This is a genomic window from Carboxylicivirga linearis, from assembly GCF_018271995.1.
Lineage (GTDB): Bacteria > Bacteroidota > Bacteroidia > Bacteroidales > Marinilabiliaceae > Carboxylicivirga > Carboxylicivirga linearis.
This window is the reverse complement of sequence record NZ_JAGUCO010000009.1, coordinates 26,381-46,042: the sequence shown is the minus strand read 5'-3', so window position 1 is coordinate 46,042 and position 19,662 is coordinate 26,381. Positions and strand designations below refer to the sequence as shown.

The 19,662-nt window shown below is 35.5% G+C and carries 13 protein-coding genes; 3 read left to right on the top strand and 10 right to left on the bottom strand.

Features of this window, described 5'->3' with window-relative positions; translation table 11 throughout:
• Positions 1–26 precede the first annotated feature (26 nt).
• The 3 genes from KEM10_RS13170 to KEM10_RS13160 form a co-directional block, all read right to left on the bottom strand.
• A complete protein-coding gene (locus tag KEM10_RS13170) occupies positions 27–4,700 on the bottom strand; it encodes a type I polyketide synthase (protein WP_212216482.1) in 4,674 nt (1,557 codons plus the stop codon).
• Between the two features lie 397 nt (positions 4,701–5,097).
• Positions 5,098–5,565 carry a hypothetical protein gene (locus KEM10_RS13165; RefSeq protein WP_212216481.1) on the bottom strand — a complete coding sequence of 156 codons (468 nt, stop codon included), beginning with the start codon at positions 5,563–5,565 and terminating at the stop codon, positions 5,098–5,100.
• Between the two features lie 56 nt (positions 5,566–5,621).
• Complete coding sequence (locus KEM10_RS13160) at positions 5,622–7,058, bottom strand: methyl-accepting chemotaxis protein (protein ID WP_212216480.1); 1,437 nt, start codon at positions 7,056–7,058, stop codon at positions 5,622–5,624.
• A gap of 489 nt (positions 7,059–7,547) precedes the next feature.
• Here KEM10_RS13160 and KEM10_RS13155 point away from each other — a divergent pair, with 489 nt between their 5' ends.
• Complete coding sequence (locus tag KEM10_RS13155; protein WP_212216479.1) at positions 7,548–8,381, top strand: C40 family peptidase; 834 nt, start codon at positions 7,548–7,550, stop codon at positions 8,379–8,381.
• Between the two features lie 66 nt (positions 8,382–8,447).
• Here KEM10_RS13155 and KEM10_RS13150 read toward each other — a convergent pair whose 3' ends face one another.
• From KEM10_RS13150 to KEM10_RS13135, 4 genes are read right to left on the bottom strand one after another with little or no spacing between them, the layout of a single operon-like run.
• A complete protein-coding gene (locus tag KEM10_RS13150) occupies positions 8,448–9,506 on the bottom strand; it encodes a VOC family protein (protein ID WP_212216478.1) in 1,059 nt (352 codons plus the stop codon).
• Between the two features lie 13 nt (positions 9,507–9,519).
• Positions 9,520–10,317, bottom strand: a complete 798-nt coding sequence (locus tag KEM10_RS13145) for an SDR family oxidoreductase (protein ID WP_244825827.1) — start codon at positions 10,315–10,317, stop codon at positions 9,520–9,522.
• A 28-nt stretch (positions 10,318–10,345) separates the two neighbouring features.
• Positions 10,346–11,644: a 1-acyl-sn-glycerol-3-phosphate acyltransferase gene (locus tag KEM10_RS13140; RefSeq protein ID WP_212216477.1), complete on the bottom strand. Its 1,299-nt coding sequence runs from the start codon at positions 11,642–11,644 to the stop codon at positions 10,346–10,348.
• 6 nt (positions 11,645–11,650) lie between these two features.
• The gene (locus tag KEM10_RS13135) at positions 11,651–14,029 is read right to left on the bottom strand and encodes an efflux RND transporter permease subunit (protein ID WP_212216476.1); all 2,379 of its coding nucleotides are present in this window, start codon (positions 14,027–14,029) and stop codon (positions 11,651–11,653) included.
• A gap of 215 nt (positions 14,030–14,244) precedes the next feature.
• On the opposite strand from KEM10_RS13135, the gene KEM10_RS13130 reads away from it, so the two are divergent.
• Positions 14,245–15,801 (top strand): sensor histidine kinase, encoded by a 1,557-nt coding sequence (locus KEM10_RS13130; RefSeq protein ID WP_212216475.1) that lies wholly within the window; start codon positions 14,245–14,247, stop codon positions 15,799–15,801.
• A 2-nt stretch (positions 15,802–15,803) separates the two neighbouring features.
• Positions 15,804–16,496, top strand: coding sequence for a response regulator transcription factor (locus tag KEM10_RS13125; protein WP_212216474.1), 693 nt, complete (start codon positions 15,804–15,806; stop codon positions 16,494–16,496).
• Between the two features lie 79 nt (positions 16,497–16,575).
• Here the strand turns inward: KEM10_RS13125 and nudC are convergent, their stop codons facing one another.
• From nudC to KEM10_RS13110, 3 genes are all read right to left on the bottom strand, one after another.
• Positions 16,576–17,400 carry an NAD(+) diphosphatase gene (gene nudC, locus KEM10_RS13120; protein WP_212216473.1) on the bottom strand — a complete coding sequence of 275 codons (825 nt, stop codon included), beginning with the start codon at positions 17,398–17,400 and terminating at the stop codon, positions 16,576–16,578.
• Positions 17,401–17,537: 137 nt separating this feature from the next.
• On the bottom strand, positions 17,538–17,978 hold the full coding sequence (locus KEM10_RS13115; RefSeq protein WP_212216472.1) for a GNAT family N-acetyltransferase: 441 nt from the start codon (positions 17,976–17,978) through the stop codon (positions 17,538–17,540).
• Between the two features lie 26 nt (positions 17,979–18,004).
• A complete protein-coding gene (locus KEM10_RS13110; protein WP_212216471.1) occupies positions 18,005–19,534 on the bottom strand; it encodes a glycosyltransferase family 39 protein in 1,530 nt (509 codons plus the stop codon).
• Between the last annotated feature and the right edge of the window lie 128 nt (positions 19,535–19,662).

Here is a 19,662-nt window from a genome sequence, read left to right as displayed (position 1 = left end):
ATTGGAAGCTTTCTCTTTATTTTTAATTAAGCCTCTGACTCAACCAAACAGCGAGCTAATCTTTCACTTACAATCTGCGGAGCAACTTCGGGTTGTTCATACACAAAGTTATGTCCTCCTGTCACCTCGTAAAGCTCAAATGATTTTTCCGTTTCAGATGGCCATTTTTTAACATCTTCCATATTTACACGATCGTCGGCCATAGCATGAAGAGCAACAACCGAACACTTCAGTTTATCTCCATTTTGGTACTGATACCTATGAATCAATTCAAAATCGTTACGTAAGGTAGTCAACATTTGCTGAACCAATTCATCTTGCAATGATAGTCCGGTATTATTACCTGATGTTAACAGAGAAAACCATTGCTCATCGGTATATCCATCTTCGAAAATAGTGTTCACAAACTTATTTGTAAAACCTTTCAGGCAAGGCGTACCTGATACAATTAACTCCTGAGCTGTTTGTCCAAACTGAATTTGTAATCGCCGAGCTGCTTCAAATGCCAGCAATCCCCCCATACTATGTCCATAAATACTAAAAGGTTTATCAATTACATCGTTCATTATTGGAACTAATTGTTCCATTAAAACATCAATATCATTTAGCATTTTTTCATCTGCTCGATTATCTCTTCCGGGCAATTGCACCATTATCAACTCTGTTGAATCATTTAACACAGATGCCCATGGCTCAAACAAACGAATACTTCCTCCCGCATCATGAAAGACAAACAGTTGCTGTTTTACTTCACCACTCAGAGGTTGCCTGATCAACCATCCATTGTTACTTGTTTCAGCGCCCAACATTGGGATACTATCTTCCGAAATAACCAACTCATTTAAAAGTTCTGAGAACACATCAATAGAAGGAAATTCGTAAAACATTTTGATAGAAATTTTGATATCAAACTGTTTTTCAATGACATTTCGTAACTGAACAATAGTTAATGAATCAATTCCCATATTCTTAAACGTCATCGATAACTCCAATTGATCAGGTGAAGCTTTGGCAGCATCAGCCACCAAATTCAACATGTATTCATTAATAAGAGCTACACGTTTTTGAGCATCCGGTTCATTCAATACCTTCATTCTAATATCACCATCCGACTCATCATCATCAGCTTTTTCAATGCCCGTATCAATTACTTTTGCCCGGACTCCTTTTAACTCAAATAGCAGTTTCTTGCTTTCGTCAAACACTTCAATATCACCTTTTATAAGGTATACATTATCGTTTCCTTCAGTTGAAATTGGAGCTAAGTCTGCAGCAACATAAAACATCCCTTCAAAAGCAAAATTGTTATAAAAACAAATACTATCCAAACCTTCAACAAAAGTGGTTTTAATGGTATTATCACTTACCGATGAAAAGGCTTTAGCAAACAATGAATGAAAGCAATTATCAAATAGAATGGGCGATGCCTCAAACAATTCTTTTCGATAAAAACTGGTATCAGATAGTTGTAGTTTAGCCCTAACCTGATCACCATTAATCACCAATTCTTCTACATTTTGGAAATACTCTTTGAAAGTTACACCCAAATTGTTAAACGAATTATAAACAGATGGTTTATCAAGAGTCGTTTCAACATTTGCCAGCTCAGTATATTCTTTTTGAGACGAATGAGTATTTACTTTTAAAGCACCAAAACAAGTTAATTCCCAATCTTGATTTTCACCCACTTTTTTAAACACTTTAAATTGAGTGCAAATACCTTGATCAGACTCAACCTTCAACTGAATACTCACCGGCTCGTTGTTAAATATCTCAATTGACTGCACAAACCTAAGTTGTTCAATAGAATAAGTAGTTTTTGCATCAATCTGTCTGATGGCCGATAATATCATCTCGATATAAAATCCACCCGGAAAAACAGCCGTTTCATTCACCTGGTGATGCGCCAAATAAGGAGTGCTATATAAACTTAATTTCGACTCCCAGTAATGAACATCCGATTCGGCCAATTTAATAGGTGAGCCCAGAAAAGGATGACTACTTACCGTATCGGCTCCAGACTCAAAATGGCTTGACAAGTCTTCTATTTCGTAGTTCTCGCGCTGAAAAGGATATGCCGGCAATTCAATATTCTTATTGTATTGCTTACCGTAAAACTTTTCCCATTTAAAAGGATATCCCGCTTCATATAGTAACCCTACATTTGTGGCAAATTCTTCCATCGAAGGATTATCGCGATGCAAGGAACCAATCACAGAAATATTGTTGTATTTAAAATGCTCAGCGCACTCGTTTATAGCTGTACTTAATACGGAGTGAGGGCTAACCTCCACAAATACTGTATATCCATCACCCAATAACTTTTCAGTTACCGAAGCAAACTGAACAGTGCCTCTTAGATTTGAGCGCCAATAGTCAGCATCTAAATCTGTTCCTTCAACCACTTTGTTTTTAACGGTTGAATAAATAGTCATTTGATGGTCTTTGGGATTCACCGACTGAATTCGATCAAATAGCTCATCTTTGATCAAATCCATTTGAGGACTGTGAGAAGCTACATCAACTTTTACCTGACGACAGAATAAATTCTTTGCCGTTAAATCTTCAAGTATTTTTTGAATGATCTCATCATCACCAGCTAACACAGTTGACTTAGGACTATTTTGCACAGCCAATGAAATTTTTCCACTATACTGACTAACCAGAGCCTGGGCATCATCGGCACTTAATTCGGTTACTGCCATTGCACCTCCCTGACCACTTAAAGTATTCATTAAAATACTACGGGTACAAATAATCATAGCTGCATCCTCTATAGAAAGAGCGCCGGCAATATAAGCAGCACCAACTTCGCCCATACTATGCCCCACTACAGCCGATGGCTCAACTCCTTTAGATATCCATAACTCTGACAGCGATACCTGCATTGCAAACAAATAAGGCTGAATAACATTGATATTTTTCAGCTTACTGTTTTCTTCAGTCGCATAAATTTCATCAATTAACGACCAATCTGCATATTTTGAAAATGCTTTATCACACTTATCAATTGATTGTTTAAATACAGGTTCTCTCTCATATAATTCCTTACCCATACCAAACCATTGCGCTCCTTGCCCGGGAAATACAAATACAACTTTTTCGTTTGTATTCTTGCCTGGTTTAATAGCCTTTTGATCTATAGCCTTAAATCCTGATAACTGATTTGTTAAATCATTGATAGTTTTACCCCAAAACATTTTTTTATATTCAAAATCAGTTTTATGAAATGCTGCAGATGCGCAAATATCAGCCACTATTTCTGATGAACTAGGCTTTTCAAGCAGGGCTTTGAATTTTTGAGAATAATCTACCAATGCTTTGGGCGAATGAGCTGAAATAGGTAAGAAATAAGCTGAATCAGGCGCTAAAGCCTTAGAATCAATTGACTCTTTCTTTTTATATTCCTCAAAAACAATATGTACATTGGTTCCACCCCAACCATATGAACTCACTCCGGCTTTAATGGTTTTATTCTCTGCCTTTTTAATAGCAACATTTTCAGTAGGTACTCTTAGCTTAAGCGTTTTAAAATCTATTTTTGGATTCGGATTCTTAAAATTTAAGTTACGTGGTATGGTATTATTCTGTAAGGCAAGCAGCGTTTTAATTACACCTGCAATACCCGATGAAGACTCACAATGTCCCAGGTTTGTTTTTACCGAACCAACCCATAATGCAGCATCTTCGTTTCTGTTCGCTCCAAAAAACTCTCCCAGAGCGCTTGTCTCAGTCGGATCTCCTTGTTTTGTTCCGGTTCCATGAGCTTCAATGTAATCAACTTCAGATGGTTCAACCCCTGCATCTTCATACGCATGCTTTAACACTTCCACCTGCCCGCTTTTACTGGTAGCAGGCATATTCACATTAAAACCATTATTGGTTACTGCTCCACCACGAATAACACCCAAAATTTTATCTCCATCTTTTTCGGCATCTTCCAAACGTTTTAACAGAACCAATCCGGCACCTTCTCCTCTTACAAAACCATCAGCATCGGCGTCAAAAGCGCTACACTGACCTTTGGAAGACAAACCGCCAAATTTCGAAAGATAAACATACTCATCTGGATCGATCAAATGATTAACCCCTCCGGCGATACACATATTCGACGAACCATCACGCAAGCTTTGTAAAGCCAACATAAGGGCTACCAGCGATGAAGAACATCCGGTATCTAATACCAGACTTGGCCCAGTTAAACCAAAGTAATACGAAATACGATTGGCTATAATATTAGATGATTGACCTAGAGCTGAAAAATTATTAATCTCTGATTTACGAATCTTTCGTAAATGTTCAAAATCAGCCCATATATTTCCAATATACACCCCTGTTTTAGAGCCGTAAAACTCATTTTTGGTTAAAGAAGAATTTTCATACGATTCCCATGCTAACTCCATCATTAACTTTTGAGACGGACTCATCTCAATGGCCTCTTTGGGCGACACATGAAAGAAATATGGATCAAAGTGATTAATATCCTTTAGTAATGCCCCTGAATTTTGATTGGTTTTTAATGGCGTATCGGGGTTTGGATCGAAGTACTCATCATGATTCCATCTGTCATTGGGAATTTTACTTATTACAGACTTTCCTTCGCTTAATACATTCCAAAAGTCTTCAAGGTTGTCGATTTGCGAGAACCGACACGACATGCCAATCACAGCAATGGCATTTTTTTGAACAGGTTGCTTCATAGCTTAGATAAAAACTGTTATTAATCCTTACCATTTCAATAAGGCAGAATTAATTGAATTAAACATTAAATAGATTTAATCCTGAATTTTAGTTACTGACAATATCATTGCGTTCAACCATCCAATCTTTAAACAGTCTTTTATTAAATATGTAGTGCTTTTATTATACTCACATAGGTACATGATTTAATAGAAAACAGGTACAATTCATTTTAAGTAAAAGAATTACAACCTCATAGTGCTATTCATTTTAAATGCTTATATTTTAAATGTAATTTGGGTGTCACTACAATGGTTAAGATTGATTAATTGATATACAAAAGGTGTAGCAGGTATCACTAAATACAGTGGATACCTGCTTTATAAAATAAAAAAACAGGCCTAAAGCCTGCTAATTCTAGTTCGACTGCACCCAGCTGATGGCTGCTTCAGTATTATCGAAATTACGCGTTGCAAATCCGCTAACTTTTTTATCCCAATCATCAACAGCTAATTTTGCAAACACATTGGCTGGAAGAACAACCCCATTATTACTCAAACCTAGTTTAATCAAACTTGGCATATAATCATTTGCCAACCAATCATTAACAGAGGAAAAACTTCCTTCCATTTTTCTGTTATCAATAATCATATTGGTACATTTATTTTGCTCAAACATTTCATATAGATGACCACTTAACACTTCTTTAATTTGATCACCTGTTCTGAAACCAATCCATCCATGAAACAAAATACCTTTTGACAAATAGCTTGTATCAATAAAATGAAATTCTTTTCCCATTCTATTATAACTTTTAATAATATTCCCTTCTTTAACGACTTTAAGTCCGCTTGTTGATTGATCGTAATCCTTAATAACTTCCATTATTTAACTTTTTATTAATAAATATAGTTATGCACATAAGTGCCTTTCCTTATTCACTATTTCTCATCAAATTCAAAAAACTCCATTGCCTTGCGTAGTAGTTCTGCTTGAGATGACATCTCTTCGGCATTAGCAGCTAATTCTTCACTAGCTGCAGCATTTTGCTGAGTTAAATAATTCAATTGTTGAATGGCAGAATTAATCTGAGTTGCCCCTGTGGCTTGCTCATTACTGGTGCTGGCTATTTCCTGCAGTAAGGCAGATGTTTTTTGTACTTCAGGTAAAATATTCATCAACCTGTCGTAAGATGATTTGGAAATATTTAATCCATCGTTTGAAAGAGTTGAAATTTGTGCCGAAGCGATTTTACTATTCTCTGCCAGTTTACGTACTTCGGAGGCAACAACTCCAAAGCCTTTTCCAAGTTCTCCAATACGTGCAGCTTCAACTGCGGCGTTTAATGCTAAAATATTAGTTTGAAAAGAAATATAATTTAACGCTCCCACTTCTTTTGCAATACTTTCATTAGCATCAACACTTTTCATTGACTCATCACCTACTTCAAATATGCCTTGCAAAGCTTCTGTTGATATCTGCTCTGTTAAATAGGCATTTTCTTTACTCTGTTCAATACTAACAGCCATTTCTTCTACAGTTGAACTGATTTCTTCCACAGAAGCTGATTGTTCATTTGTACTTTGTGATAATTGTTGCGATGTGGAACTTAACTGTGAAGTTGCCACAGCAATATTATCGGCACTATATATCACCTCTGATAATAACTCTTTATATTTTTTACATATTAAATTTAGCTTAGTATGCAATTGCGATATTTCATTATCTATGGTTACCGGACATTCTTTTTGAATTAATTTCCCCTCTGAAATATCTGTGGCAAACTGACGCAAGTGCTCCATTCCATCTAACAAGTGTATTTTAACCAGTTTATATCGCCTGTAAAAGATCCAAATAGTTCCACCTAGCACAACCAGTATTGTTACCAGTATTAAAATGGATTTTTTAAGATTAAAAGATTCATAAAGAGCTTCTTTTTGGGCATTTAATGTATGACTTAACGAAACAGGTATATCAATTAATTTACTCTTCTGTATCTCTTCGTTATCAACAAGTTGAATAGATTCTTTTAATTTTTTTTCAATTTCTCTACTCAAATCAACAAGTTCTAATTCTTTGAATTTCTCATCGTTAGCATGGATAAAATCAGCAAAATGTTTATTTGAAGATACAACCTTAGTCTTGTTGTTTTCACTTTCGTCAAGAACTACCTTCTCAACTACTAAAGTATAGTCGGCAACATACTCATCTAAACCACTGATAATGTGAGTCTGATAAATATAATTATTATATGACAACAAACACCAAAACAATAAAACAAATGATACTACAACAATTAGAGCACTAAACAAACCATCTATTAGAAAATTTCTACTTAACGTAGATTTTTCACCAAGAGTAACAAATTTTAATTTCATTATGTATTTACATTCAAATAATTAGGACTTAAAACTACTCTTTACCACCTATCATATACTTACTTATATTACTATATATAAGTAACTTACAATATTACACTTTAATATTTTAATATGCTATTAATCTCTTTTTCAATTCTTTAATTATATTATCAATAAATTAATCAATGAATCTTTATATCTTAATAACGTATTTGAATTATCAGCAAGTTAAATACGAAAAACTGACTATTTGGTTATATTTTTTCAATAAATAATCTGATTAATATTTCACACTTTAAATTATACTGTTCATCTAAAAGATTTTAATCACTGATAATAAAACACTTTAACAACGTACAATTTATAATCATCAAATAATGTTTTAATTATTATTGATTAATATTATAGTAATTTTACCTTCTTGAAATTGCAAGAATTGTTCTAACCTTTTGTTACTATCCAACACATTTATTTATATTCGAATCCATAAAATCAAGATAGAATAAAATGAAGGTGTACCATTTTGCAACACTCCAATTTTGCCTTTGCCTACTGTTTTTTTCATTTTCTTCTTATGCATCAGAAAAAAGTACAACAGAAGTAGTTTTAACCGGTGTCAAGAAAGAAATCCGTCAATTACGGAAAGAAATTAACCGATTAGAAAAAGAACTCAGCAAGATAAAATCAGTTGAGCAAAAGCTGGCCGATGAAGAAGAGTTGTTGAAAAAGAAGGCCTGGGCAGAAGCTGGTAAGCGTAAAAAACGACGTAATAAAACCAAAATCCGCAATCGGGAACAAAAGCTTTTGAGTAAACTAACGGCTAAAAGAAGTGAGTTATCGGATGTCAGGACAAATATAAAAGACAAACAAACAGAAATCAATAAAATAAATAATCGAATTGCCTACCTATCGGGCGAAACAATGGTTGTTTATAATAAATCAGGTAATTCTACACGCACTGCTCCTATTCCGGAAACAAAACCTTCATCATTAAAAAAAGAAGCCCGAAATTGGCTGGGAACTCGCTATCGTTATGGGGGCACCTCAAAAAGTGGCGTTGACTGCTCTGGTTTAAGTGGTCAGATTTATAGACAAGTATATAACATTACCTTACCTCGAACGTCTGCAGATCAATATAGACAAGCTAAAAAGGTATCAAAGTCAGGATTAAAACCCGGCGATCTGGTATTCTTCAAAATAAATTCAGGTAGAGTCAGTCATGTAGGTATCTACCTGGGTAATGATGAATTTATTCATGCCTCTACCAAAAGGGGTGTTGTAATAAGTAGTTTAAATGAAACCTACTACAAAAGATATTTTGCCGGAGGTGGCAGATATTAAGAAGCTCCAATGATTAAATCACCGGAGCCTATACTATTTTATTCAATCAAAACCGAATGGCTATGATTAATCTTTAATTCGACTAAAAGCCAAAGTACTAATCATCCATTTAGGAATACCTTTATTCGGATCTCTGTCTTTAAGATTCATGTACCAACCAAGTTTTTCAATAATTGGCAATTTATGTGTTTCAACAAACTCTATTAAGGTTCCGTCCGGATCTTCGATATATGAAAAATGACCGGCTGCAACCCCCATATCAAAGCTATCGGCACTATCTACAGTAAACGGAAAACCTTTGCTTTTACACTCTTCTCTTAAATCATCCATACCAATAATATCAAAGCATAAATGAATAAAGCCCAACTCTCCCCAAATTCTGTTTTCAAAAATCTTTTTTGGTGTGCGACCTTCAATTTGCACCAATTCTATTTCTGTTGGTCCGTAAATTGAACTAAAACTTCCTGTTCTGGTCTCTGAATGCTTTAAAAGTATTCTACGGCATTTCAATTCTCCACCCGGCAAAGCGGCTAAATCAGAAAAGGTTCCTTTCTCATCATAAATGACCTCGTCATATTGCAATATATCGCTATACACTTTTAATGAAGCATCAATATCTGTAACTCCTATCACACATCCGAATACTCCACCGGTTAATGACTTTTGCTTTTTAAAACAACTATCATCTTCAATTACCTGAAAAATATTATCGTATGGATCTTTTACAAAATAATGCTTTGTACCTGCCGGATCCTCCGATAATTCACCAATAATATTTAAACCTCTTTCTTTATGCGTTTCATAGGCTTTTTGAACATCCCGGCACTTCATTTTTGTAATAAAAATCCCTAAATCACCCAATTGCAATTCAAAATCAGGAGCTTTAGGTGTTATTCCATTATGTTGCCAAATTTCAAAACCACCGCCGCCTTCCAGGTTCATAGCCAAGGCGGCATACCTTTCACGTGTTTTACCGTCGGTATGAGGCAGCATGAGCTCTGCAACGGCAGTATCCTCAAACACATTAATATCCATTCCGAATTGTGTTCGATACCACTTCCATGCTTCTTTAGCATCTTTTACTCCGACACCTATCTGTTGTATCCCGCAAAGTTTTTTGCTCATAACACCCTGTATATTATTTACTATTAATCTTATTAACCATTTTATTATACAAAGCCGGTAAATATTTATAGATATGCACCATCATCAACTCTTTTCCTCCAACCAGCACATCTTTTTTATCCGCTTTTATTGCTTTGATAATTTTTCGAGCACATGCATCAGCATCCATGCCATTTGCCTGTCCCGGGTCCATCTCACCATGCTTTACTCCTCTTTCAGTGAGCGCATTTTTCGAAATTTCTGTTTTAATTCTACCCGGAGAGACAATAGTAACATTAATATTATCAAATGCCAACTCCGCTCTAAGCGATTCATAAAAACCTTGAATTGCATGTTTTGATGCCGAATAAGCCGAACGTAACGGAAACCCAAACTTACCTACAATACTGCTAACTGCTACAATATGTCCTGATTGATTATTCAGCATACCAGGCAACACTAATTTGGTAAGATAAACAGCTCCAAAAAAATTGAGTTCCATCAATTTACGATCAATATCAATGGATGTATCTTTTGCCAGCGATCGCTGACTCATTCCGGCATTATTAACTAATACATCAATTACTTTATGCCTTTCTTGTACCTTCTTCACCACTTGCTCTATATCAGAACTCAACGATAAATCAGCTGCATAAACATCACACTCGTTAGTGTAATTTAAGCATTTTTCTCTTACTCCTTTTAGCTTCTCAAGGTTTCGCGCTGTTAGTATTAAGCGGGCTCCTTCTCTGGCAAAAGATTCAGCTAAAGCTGCCCCAATACCCGACGAAGCTCCCGTAATCCAAACTATTTTATTTGATATATTTTTCAATTATATTCTTCTTTTTATTGACAAAAACCTACTTGATCTGAATTAATTGTAGAATTTCTTTTCTTTTCTCATTTAACTCATCTACTAATTTTGGGTATTTAGCTTTAAATCTGCTAAAACGAAATTTACTAATCCCAATTACAAACTGGTCACGAATTAACACCGACCAAAAGCCTGCCAATGCTACTCCAACAATGGCAAAGAAACCAATTTTGCCAAAAATAAGACTAAATACAAGAAATAAAATGAAGTACTGAATAATAAATAACAGCCATGCAGCCCCAAGAAATACAGAAGCATAAAATTCTATGGTTTTGCATACCTTTTGCGCCAATTTTCTACTTATGATTATCGGTCCAATATTTAAAGCATATCCAATTACAAATATCGGAGCGAGCAAAAGCAAACCTAACCAATGCATGAATAAACCTGTTTTGGAGCGTGCAACCTCACGGTCTTTTATCTTGTACTTTTCCAGTTGAGTAAAATAATTACCTGTTGAAGACTTCAATTGGGCAAATTTATCGGGCGACTCGGCATGAATAGTATTAACTGTATCACACACCTTTTTCTCCAACTCAGAACGATTATTGTTTTTAACGGCAATGGGTAATGCCGATACCGGATGATTATTCCTGGCTAATTCCAAACATTGCTCCGAAACCAACTCAGTTCCTTCCTTTTGCACTACAGCTCCCTTCTCCAGCGCAGCATATATGTCTTTATTTATTGTATTAATTGCTTTTGCCGGATTCTCCAAATAGAGATCTTTATAATCGTTTACCAAAATAGGTTCGGCACATTCAATCATTAAATTCTCCCTTGTTTTAGGAGCATTGGTATAGTTTAATGAAATAGGTACAATTTGAATACCTAATTTAAAATTATGAGCTTCCTCCGCACCAAAAGCAATTTTAGCGGTTCCTTTTTTAAGTGGCCTCACTTTCTTTTCATGAACACAAATACCCTCGGAATGAATCAGAAGAGTGCCTCCTTTCTCAAGAGTTTGAGTATAGACATTAAACGCTTCCAGATTCTTTTTAACGTCCTTGGCATTATCCATTGCCCGGTATACCGGCGATACACGCATCTGATTCAGAAAAAACCGAGCCACCTTTGTTTTAAAAACATCACCTCGTGCCAAAAAACGCAGCCTCCTTCCAGAGAAGACTCCTAAAGTAAAATCATCAATAAACGAATTGGGGTGCATCGAAGCTAAAATAACAGGCCCTTTCTTAGGTATATTTTGCTTGTTGTTGATGAATATCTTCTTAAAAAAAAGCCTCAATGCTACAGGCATTGAGTAGCGAAGTACATAATAATTCATTTGCTTCTATTTTCCCCTCTTTCTCTTTAACTCTTTACGTTTCATTTTCTCAAGCGATAAAAGAAGTGCCGGTAATAATACCAGGTTCGTTATCATGGCAACCAATAATGTTAGTGAGACCAATAAACCTAATGCCACCGTTCCTCCAAAACTTGAGGCTGTAAATATAGCAAATCCGAAAAACAGCACAATTGATGTATAAATCATACTTACCCCAGACTCTTTAATGGCCCATACAACAGAGTGCTTTATTCTTCCTTTATGATGTTTTAATTCTTGTTTGTATTTGGCCAGAAAGTGTATACTGTCATCTACCGAAATACCAAAAGCAATACTAAAAACAAGGATAGTTGATGGCTTAATAGGTATTCCAAAATATCCCATTATGCCAGCTGTAAATAACAAGGGAATTAAATTAGGAATAAGTGATATAAACACCATTCGGAATGATTTAAACATGCTGGCTATAAATAGCGATATCAATACAATAGCAATAGCTAAACTCACAAAAAGGTTACGAATTAAGAAATAGGTTCCTTTCAAAAATACCACACTGGTACCTGTGAAGCTTACCCGATAATCTTCCGGCTCAAAAATTTCATTCACCTCAACACGAAGTGAATCCTGAATCACCTCAATCTGATCGGTAGTAATATTTGCCATTTTTAAAGTCATTCGGGCTACCTGTTTGGTTGAATCCACAAATGAATTAAATACGGCCGAATTTTCACCATCCTCCTGATTAGCATACTTTTTAAGTTGATTGAGATATCGCGGTGCAGGCATTTGGTTATACTTAGGATTACCTCCCCGATGGGCTTGATACAAATAACGCACTCCGTCCAGAATTGATACAGGCTTTGAAAAATATGGGCTAAACAAAGAATCGCGCATCAGCACTTTTTCAAGTCTTCGCATTTTATAAAGAGCTTTCGCACCATCTTTAAACACACCATCTTCTGTTTTGGTATCTATCACTATTTCAAAAGGCAACACACCATTGAATTGCTCTTCAAAAAACATCAGATCCTGGTAAACATCATCATCCTGCGGAATATCATCCACCACAGTTCCTTCGGTTTTTATCTGTGAAATACCTATTCCACTAATAACAACCAAAAGAATAGCACCTCCATAAACCCACCTTCGGTTCTTGATTGAACTTAAAACCAACCACTTTATCACTTTCTTTAGTGGCTTATTTTTTAAGTGATTTAGGTGTCGCTCCGACGGCATTTTCTGAAAGCTCAGCAAAATGGGAAAAATGGTGATGGAAAGAAAAAACAAGCCAAAAATATTGATGGCTGCAATCATTCCAAATTCAACCAATATAGCTGAACTGGTTAAAATAAAGGTTGCAAAACCCGCAGCTGTTGTCAGGTTCGATAAAAATATAACCCAACCAATCTTACTGATCATTTGCTTTAAGGCCTTCCACTGATTACCCTTTTTATGACACTCCTGATGATATTTATTTATAAGGAATATAGAATTGGGAATACCAATAACTATAATAAGTGGCGGGATTAACCCGGTTAAAATGGTGATTTTATATCCAAATAACGCAATACTTCCAAACACCCAAATTACCGAAATACCAACAATAAGAAGTGAAATCATCACCACCCTGAACGAACGAAAGAACAGGAATAAAATAACGGCCAATACTAATGCTGCCAAGGCAATAAACAGACTTAATTCGCCTCTTACCGTTGCCATTACATGGGTTCGAATAAATGGCAATCCCGAATAATGCACATCAATACCCGTTTGATTATGAAACTTTTCGCCCAACTCGTATACCTCATGCACAAAAGCAATACGGCTTTTTGAGTTGACCAAATCATTTCGTAAGGTAATAGTAAGAATGGTTACAAACGAATCATCTGATTCTTTAAACAATAAGTCTTTATAAAAAATCTGATCCTTAGCAATCTGCAACAAACTATCCAGCTCTGTTTGTGTTTCAGGTATTTGTTTAAAAATATCCTGCAGCTCTAAAGTCTTTGTCTCATCATTTTTGGTAAGTACATGAATATTACCCAGTGAAAGAACTGTTGACTCGGGATTTTCATTGGTATCTTCCTTTACTCTAATATTGGCAATATCGGTACTTAATTGCTGTAGCGCTTTAAAATTCTCAAGTTTAAGAATTTCATCATCCTTAAATCCCAGCAAAATTAATTTGGCATCTTCACCAAATATACTTTTAAAGTGATTGTATTCGATAAAGGCTGTATCTTTCTCCGGAAGCATTTGAGCTAATTCGTAATCCAGCGCAACCTTTTTGGCCTGAAATCCCATAAAAATGGTGATAACAGCTATGGTAACCAATATAGAAACCCTATATTTTATAATAGGATGTTTAACCGATAAGTAATTCACAAATTTCTGTTTTTAAGGCTGCAAAATTACCACATTGTAAAATCTTATCCTATTTATTCAGCAGTTAATCAAATAAAATAATACACAATTCGCACCTCTTATTTGCACAGTCTGAATCAAAAAAGAACACAGCTATTTTCTCTCCTGGTTTTCATCTTTTTTTCTGCTAGGCATTTACATTAAATATTTTTATTTTGTACTCCTGATTATAAAAAATGAAAAACTATACCTTTAAAATAAGCCCGCTAATCTTTGTTCTGATTCTGTTAATTATACCAACCACTTTATTTACTGTGCTGGAACTAACGTCGATGGACGATCAGGAAGAATTAATTGAAGGGATATACAAGAATCAGCTGGAAGCAGTTATCTTTTCCATCAATCAATTCTCTGATGACCATGTAAACACATGGATTAATGAATTGGAAAAAATGAACTGGACAGAGGCCAATACGAATACCAATATCGACAGTTACATTCAAAAAAATCCACAGTGTCAGAATCTATTCCTCTTTTCACTAAAGAATGATTCCATTGATTTCTCTACTATTCAAATTAACGACCTTCAGCTGAAGCAAGAAATAAAAGACACCTTGCTTAATCATTCGAACAATCTTAAACGACAATTCAGCTATTATAAAGAGGGTTACAGAAAACTTGTAGGGATAGATCTCAAGCAAGATCATTATTCATTGATCACTTTTATTGCTCAATTGAACGGAACTCATAAGCTAGGAGTTTTTCTGTTAGATGCCCGGCAATTTATTTCCGATGTTCTATCACCCCGAATGCAACGTATAGCCGGTGATAACTTCGTTTTAAGTGTTAAACAAACCAGCTCAGATCAAATGGTGTATAGCACCCTTTTGAATACAGTACCTTCTTCCATTACCGATGAAATGGTTATTTGGCTACTACCTGATTACAGTATTGGAATTCAACCTCAAGGCCTAACCATTAGTGAAGTGGCACAGCAACGCGCGACTAATAATATTTTATTTCTAGCCCTGGTTGACATTCTGTTAATTATTAGTGCATGGTTTTTCTATCGTAATATACGCCGCGAGATTAAGCTGGCTAAAATCAAATCAGATTTTGTCTCTAATGTTTCGCACGAAATAAGAACCCCACTGGCACTTATCAGCATGTATGCCGAAACACTCAGCCTCAACCGGGTGAATGACGAATCAAAGAGAAGCAAATATTACAACATCATCTATAAAGAAACACAACGACTTTCATCGATTGTCAATAACATCCTAAATTTTTCAAGAATTGATAATGGTAAAAGGCAGTTTACTTTCTCACTGGTTGATATTAATGATTTGATAAGCGAGGTAATGAAAAACTACGCCTATCGAATGGAAACTAAAGGCTTTGAAGCTCAGGTTAAGTTAAACGATGATATTCCGTTAATTGATGGCGATTCCGAGGCTATTAGCGAAGCCCTTACCAATCTACTGGACAATGCAATTAAATACAGTAAGGAAATCAGACAGATTGAAATTACCTCATCGCTTTATGACGGACAAGTTGAAATAACAGTCAGTGATTTTGGAATTGGTATTCCTCCAAAGGAACAAAAACATATATTTGATAAATTTTACCGTGTTACCAAGGGGGCTTTGGCTCATCATGCCAAAGGCTCTGGTTTAGGTTTGAGTATTGTACTGCATATTATGCAAGCTCACAACGGTTCGGTATCTGTTGAAAGTGAAGAAAACAAAGGAAGTACTTTCACCCTTAAATTCCCTATCTCTAAAAACATCTAACAATGCTAAACAAACACTTATTAATAGTTGAAGACGAACCCGATATGCAACAAGGCATAAAAGATAATCTTGAATTTGAAGGTTATACTGTTGATGTTGCTGATGATGGAGAGATGGCTCTAAAAAAAATTACCAATGGTGAATTTGACCTTATTCTATTGGATGTAATGATACCCAAAATAAGTGGTTTTGATGTGTGCAAACAAATTCGCCACCGGGGAATTGAAACACCCATTATTTTTCTTACTGCCAAAGGTGAAGAAATTGATAAGGTAATCGGACTGGAATCGGGAGGTGATGACTATATGACCAAACCATTCAGCTTACGCGAATTGATGGCCAGAATTAAAGCCGTACTTCGTCGTACTGGTAATTCCAATCAACCAGAAGTAGAAACTTTAGTTACTATTGGAAAGCTGGAAGTTAACTTTGATAATTACCTGGCTGTTTCAGATGGTCAACCGGTTAAACTAACTGCTAAGGAATTTGAAATACTTCGCTATCTGCTCGATCATAAAAACTCCACCATAAGCCGAGACAGTATATTAGACAGCATTTGGGGCTATGATTATCAGCCTACAGCGCGCACAGTGGATAATTTTATACTAAAACTTCGCCAGAAAATAGAAACAGATCCTAATCATCCTGAAATATTAATAACAGTGCACGGTATCGGCTATCGTTTTGTTTATTAAAAAGACGAAAGACCGAGGACCGAAGTAGTCATTAGCTACCAGATTTTGCCTTTATACTTTTAACCTTTGCCTTTACAGTCTACAATTCCCTGTTTACAAATTTCTCAATAATCTCACCGGCAATACTTCGGGTATGAGGATGATTAGGCAGATTATCTCTGCTATACCAATCAGCATGCTCAATTTCCTTGTTATCCACTTTTATGATTTGTCCTTCATCAGCATCAGCCAAAAAACCAATCATCATTGAACCCGAATAAGGCCAGGGCTGACTTTTATAGTAACGAATATTTTTAATTTGAATACCCACTTCTTCCCTCACTTCTCTTCGAACTGCATCTTCTATCGATTCTCCCACATCAACGTAACCAGCTACCAATGAATAAAAGCCCTCAGGGAAGTTTGTATTATGAGCCAGCAACAATTTATCGTTGCAAAAGATAGCGACAATTATAGCAGGTGCTATTTGTGGATAAACAGTGTGCTTGCAAGAAGAACAAACTAAGGCACGTTCTTCCTCTCGCATTGTTGTGGGGGTACCACACTTTCCACAATATCGGTTGCGTTCGTACCAATTCTTCAATTGCATGGCCACCATGGTTGACCAATCCAGCTCTTTCTGTTGAAACGACTGATAAGAAGTAACATCATGATATACGAACTCATTCGAAGGCAGTGCTATTTCATCAATAATCCAGAAACAAGGCTTCTCATTTAAAATAAACAAAAACACGGTTGAGTCGACAGTACCAATATCTTTTTTAAGTGGAATTTCAAACTCATCACCGTTTTTCTTTAATAAAACGTTATTCTGATGAAAACAAAAGACGTAATCTTCTTCCTGAATTTGCTGATTGGGCAAAAACTCATTTTTGAAAGTATGTGGAAAAATATCCTGAATCATGAGTTTTATTAGGCTTATAAGTTAGAAAAACGAAAATATAAACTATTGGCCAATAAATACTGAATTTCAGATTTATTAACGTTAGCCCTTTTAATTCAAACCAAACATCAAGATTCTTCTATTATGCTCACAAAACTCTATAACAAATAATCACAATTCGATTCCACATCATCAACTTTAGCACCCAGTTTTTTATAAAACTCAATAGCGTTAGTATTCCATCCCGAAACCTGCCAGTGCACTTTTTTACAGTTTTCTTCTTTTGCTTTTTGAATAACTGCTTGTATCAACTTCTGTCCCAATCCTTTTCCCCTAAATTTGGGTTTTACATACAAATCATCCATATACATCGATTTACCTATCCATGTGTAATAGGCATAAAAACAAGTTGCATAACCAAGTAACTCTCCTGACTTATTTTCAATAACAAAGCCATTTATCAATTCCGATTCCCGCTCCATTAACTCTGTTGAATTCAGCATTGCATCAGGCATCTTCTGAAAAGCAGCGAACTCTTTAAACATTTCAATTAGATTGCTATAATCTGAAATTTTTATTGTTCTGATTTTATACTCCATGTCCATTCATTAAAATCATTCAGTACTTATTGTTTCAGTAGTTCTTTGATCTCCTGGCCAAGAATGGCTGAAATATCAACTCCATCTCTGGCTCCTTTAAAAACATAAACAGCTGTTCCCTTCTCTCGGGCAAATCTATTTGAAATGGAATCCACCTCAAAAGCTTCATTAAAATAAACTGCTGTTTCTGGAAATTCCGAATCTTTTTCAAAGCGATTAATCACCCTTATTAAGTTGACATACGTTCTATCTAAATCAAACCAATCGATATAATCGGCACTAAAAGACACAGCTCGAATACCCTTTTGGGAGTAAAAATTAACAGCACCAGCCTGTCCGTAATTATCACATAAAACCAATGTTTCACCAGTTTGCCTGACTGCAGAATAAGCCTTGTCTGTTATCTCAGCTAACTCCCGCCATCCCAACATATCGGCATAATCTTGTGGCAAATCGTGATCCTTACCATCTTCCCAACGTAACATACCCATGGATTTGTATTTTTCCTGATGACTCATTATATATTCTGGTGTTTTGTTAGGAAATAAAAATCCAACCATATATGCAAAAGAAGCAACAGGAGCCATCAGTAATAGCACAAAAACAGGAATTCTCCACTTTTTATTCAAAACATTGGTAACATATATTGCCCCAAGTGCAATATATAACGGATACAATCCAATAGCATAATAATCCTTGGCTCTTAAATAAGTGTAAACTACCAATATTACACCAAAGACAACCAACAAGAAACGAATTTCTTTAAATGGTTTGTAAAACATCAAAGCAAACAACGACACCACTATCAACAGAAGAGAACCTGAATAAAACAAAGGCTGAGTAGAAAGAAATTGCATTCTGCTAACATTAACCAGCTGCGTCGTACTTAACTCATTTAAATGCTGAACTACAGGAAACTGATTATTCCATTGCCATACCAGGTTGGGCAAGACCATTAAAAACACAATGGCAAGAGCTATCCATAATTCTTTTCGCAAAAATATGATTCGATGAGAACTAAAAAGTAGTGCAGGTAGTAAGCCTATGGCCAAAAAAGTAATATTGTACTTATTTAAGAAGCCCAAGGCAAAACTTACCGCACATAAGTAAATCCATTTAGCTTGCGAACTCTTTAAGTATTTAATGAAGAAATAAAATACCAGTGACCAGCTTAAAACATCAAACGAATTGGGTTGATAAAGTGTATTTAATCTAAGGAGTACAGAGAATAACACCCCTGAAGCAGCAAGCATTTTTGCCCATAAATTGCCTTTAAATGTATCGACAATCAACCAAACAAGGCCAATGGTTATAGCACCAAACAGAGCCGGAATAAACTTAACCCAGAAGACAGAGTTTCCTAACCATTGAATGATATATGATATCCAGGATGTAAAAGGAGGGACCGAACGATACCCCCATGCCAGGTGATTAGCCTGATCTAAATGCAAATATTCATCACGATGCAAATCATAGACAGGATCAATTAGCACATACTGCAGAACAAACTTTAGAATAATAAAGGCTGTAAGTATAAATAGTTCTTTCTTCTTCATCAATCAGGTTTCTGTTAAAGTTAACATTTTACTTACCAATCAAATGTATTTATTTTTATTCATTCTTTCAGGGTATCATCTGAATGACATACAACTCTTAAATATTTGTTTTTCTAAAGCTGTCGTGT

What these genes read in the sequence shown, in the direction of transcription:
- KEM10_RS13170 (WP_212216482.1), bottom strand. Translation starts at nt 4,700, where the DNA reads ATGAAGCAACCTGTTCAAAAAAATGCCATTGCTGTGATTGGCATGTCG.
- KEM10_RS13165 (WP_212216481.1), bottom strand. Translation starts at nt 5,565, where the DNA reads ATGGAAGTTATTAAGGATTACGATCAATCAACAAGCGGACTTAAAGTC.
- KEM10_RS13160 (WP_212216480.1), bottom strand. Translation starts at nt 7,058, where the DNA reads ATGAAATTAAAATTTGTTACTCTTGGTGAAAAATCTACGTTAAGTAGA.
- KEM10_RS13155 (WP_212216479.1), top strand. Translation starts at nt 7,548, where the DNA reads ATGAAGGTGTACCATTTTGCAACACTCCAATTTTGCCTTTGCCTACTG.
- KEM10_RS13150 (WP_212216478.1), bottom strand. Translation starts at nt 9,506, where the DNA reads ATGAGCAAAAAACTTTGCGGGATACAACAGATAGGTGTCGGAGTAAAA.
- KEM10_RS13140 (WP_212216477.1), bottom strand. Translation starts at nt 11,644, where the DNA reads ATGAATTATTATGTACTTCGCTACTCAATGCCTGTAGCATTGAGGCTT.
- KEM10_RS13130 (WP_212216475.1), top strand. Translation starts at nt 14,245, where the DNA reads ATGAAAAACTATACCTTTAAAATAAGCCCGCTAATCTTTGTTCTGATT.
- KEM10_RS13125 (WP_212216474.1), top strand. Translation starts at nt 15,804, where the DNA reads ATGCTAAACAAACACTTATTAATAGTTGAAGACGAACCCGATATGCAA.
- nudC (WP_212216473.1), bottom strand. Translation starts at nt 17,400, where the DNA reads ATGATTCAGGATATTTTTCCACATACTTTCAAAAATGAGTTTTTGCCC.
- KEM10_RS13115 (WP_212216472.1), bottom strand. Translation starts at nt 17,978, where the DNA reads ATGGAGTATAAAATCAGAACAATAAAAATTTCAGATTATAGCAATCTA.
- KEM10_RS13110 (WP_212216471.1), bottom strand. Translation starts at nt 19,534, where the DNA reads ATGAAGAAGAAAGAACTATTTATACTTACAGCCTTTATTATTCTAAAG.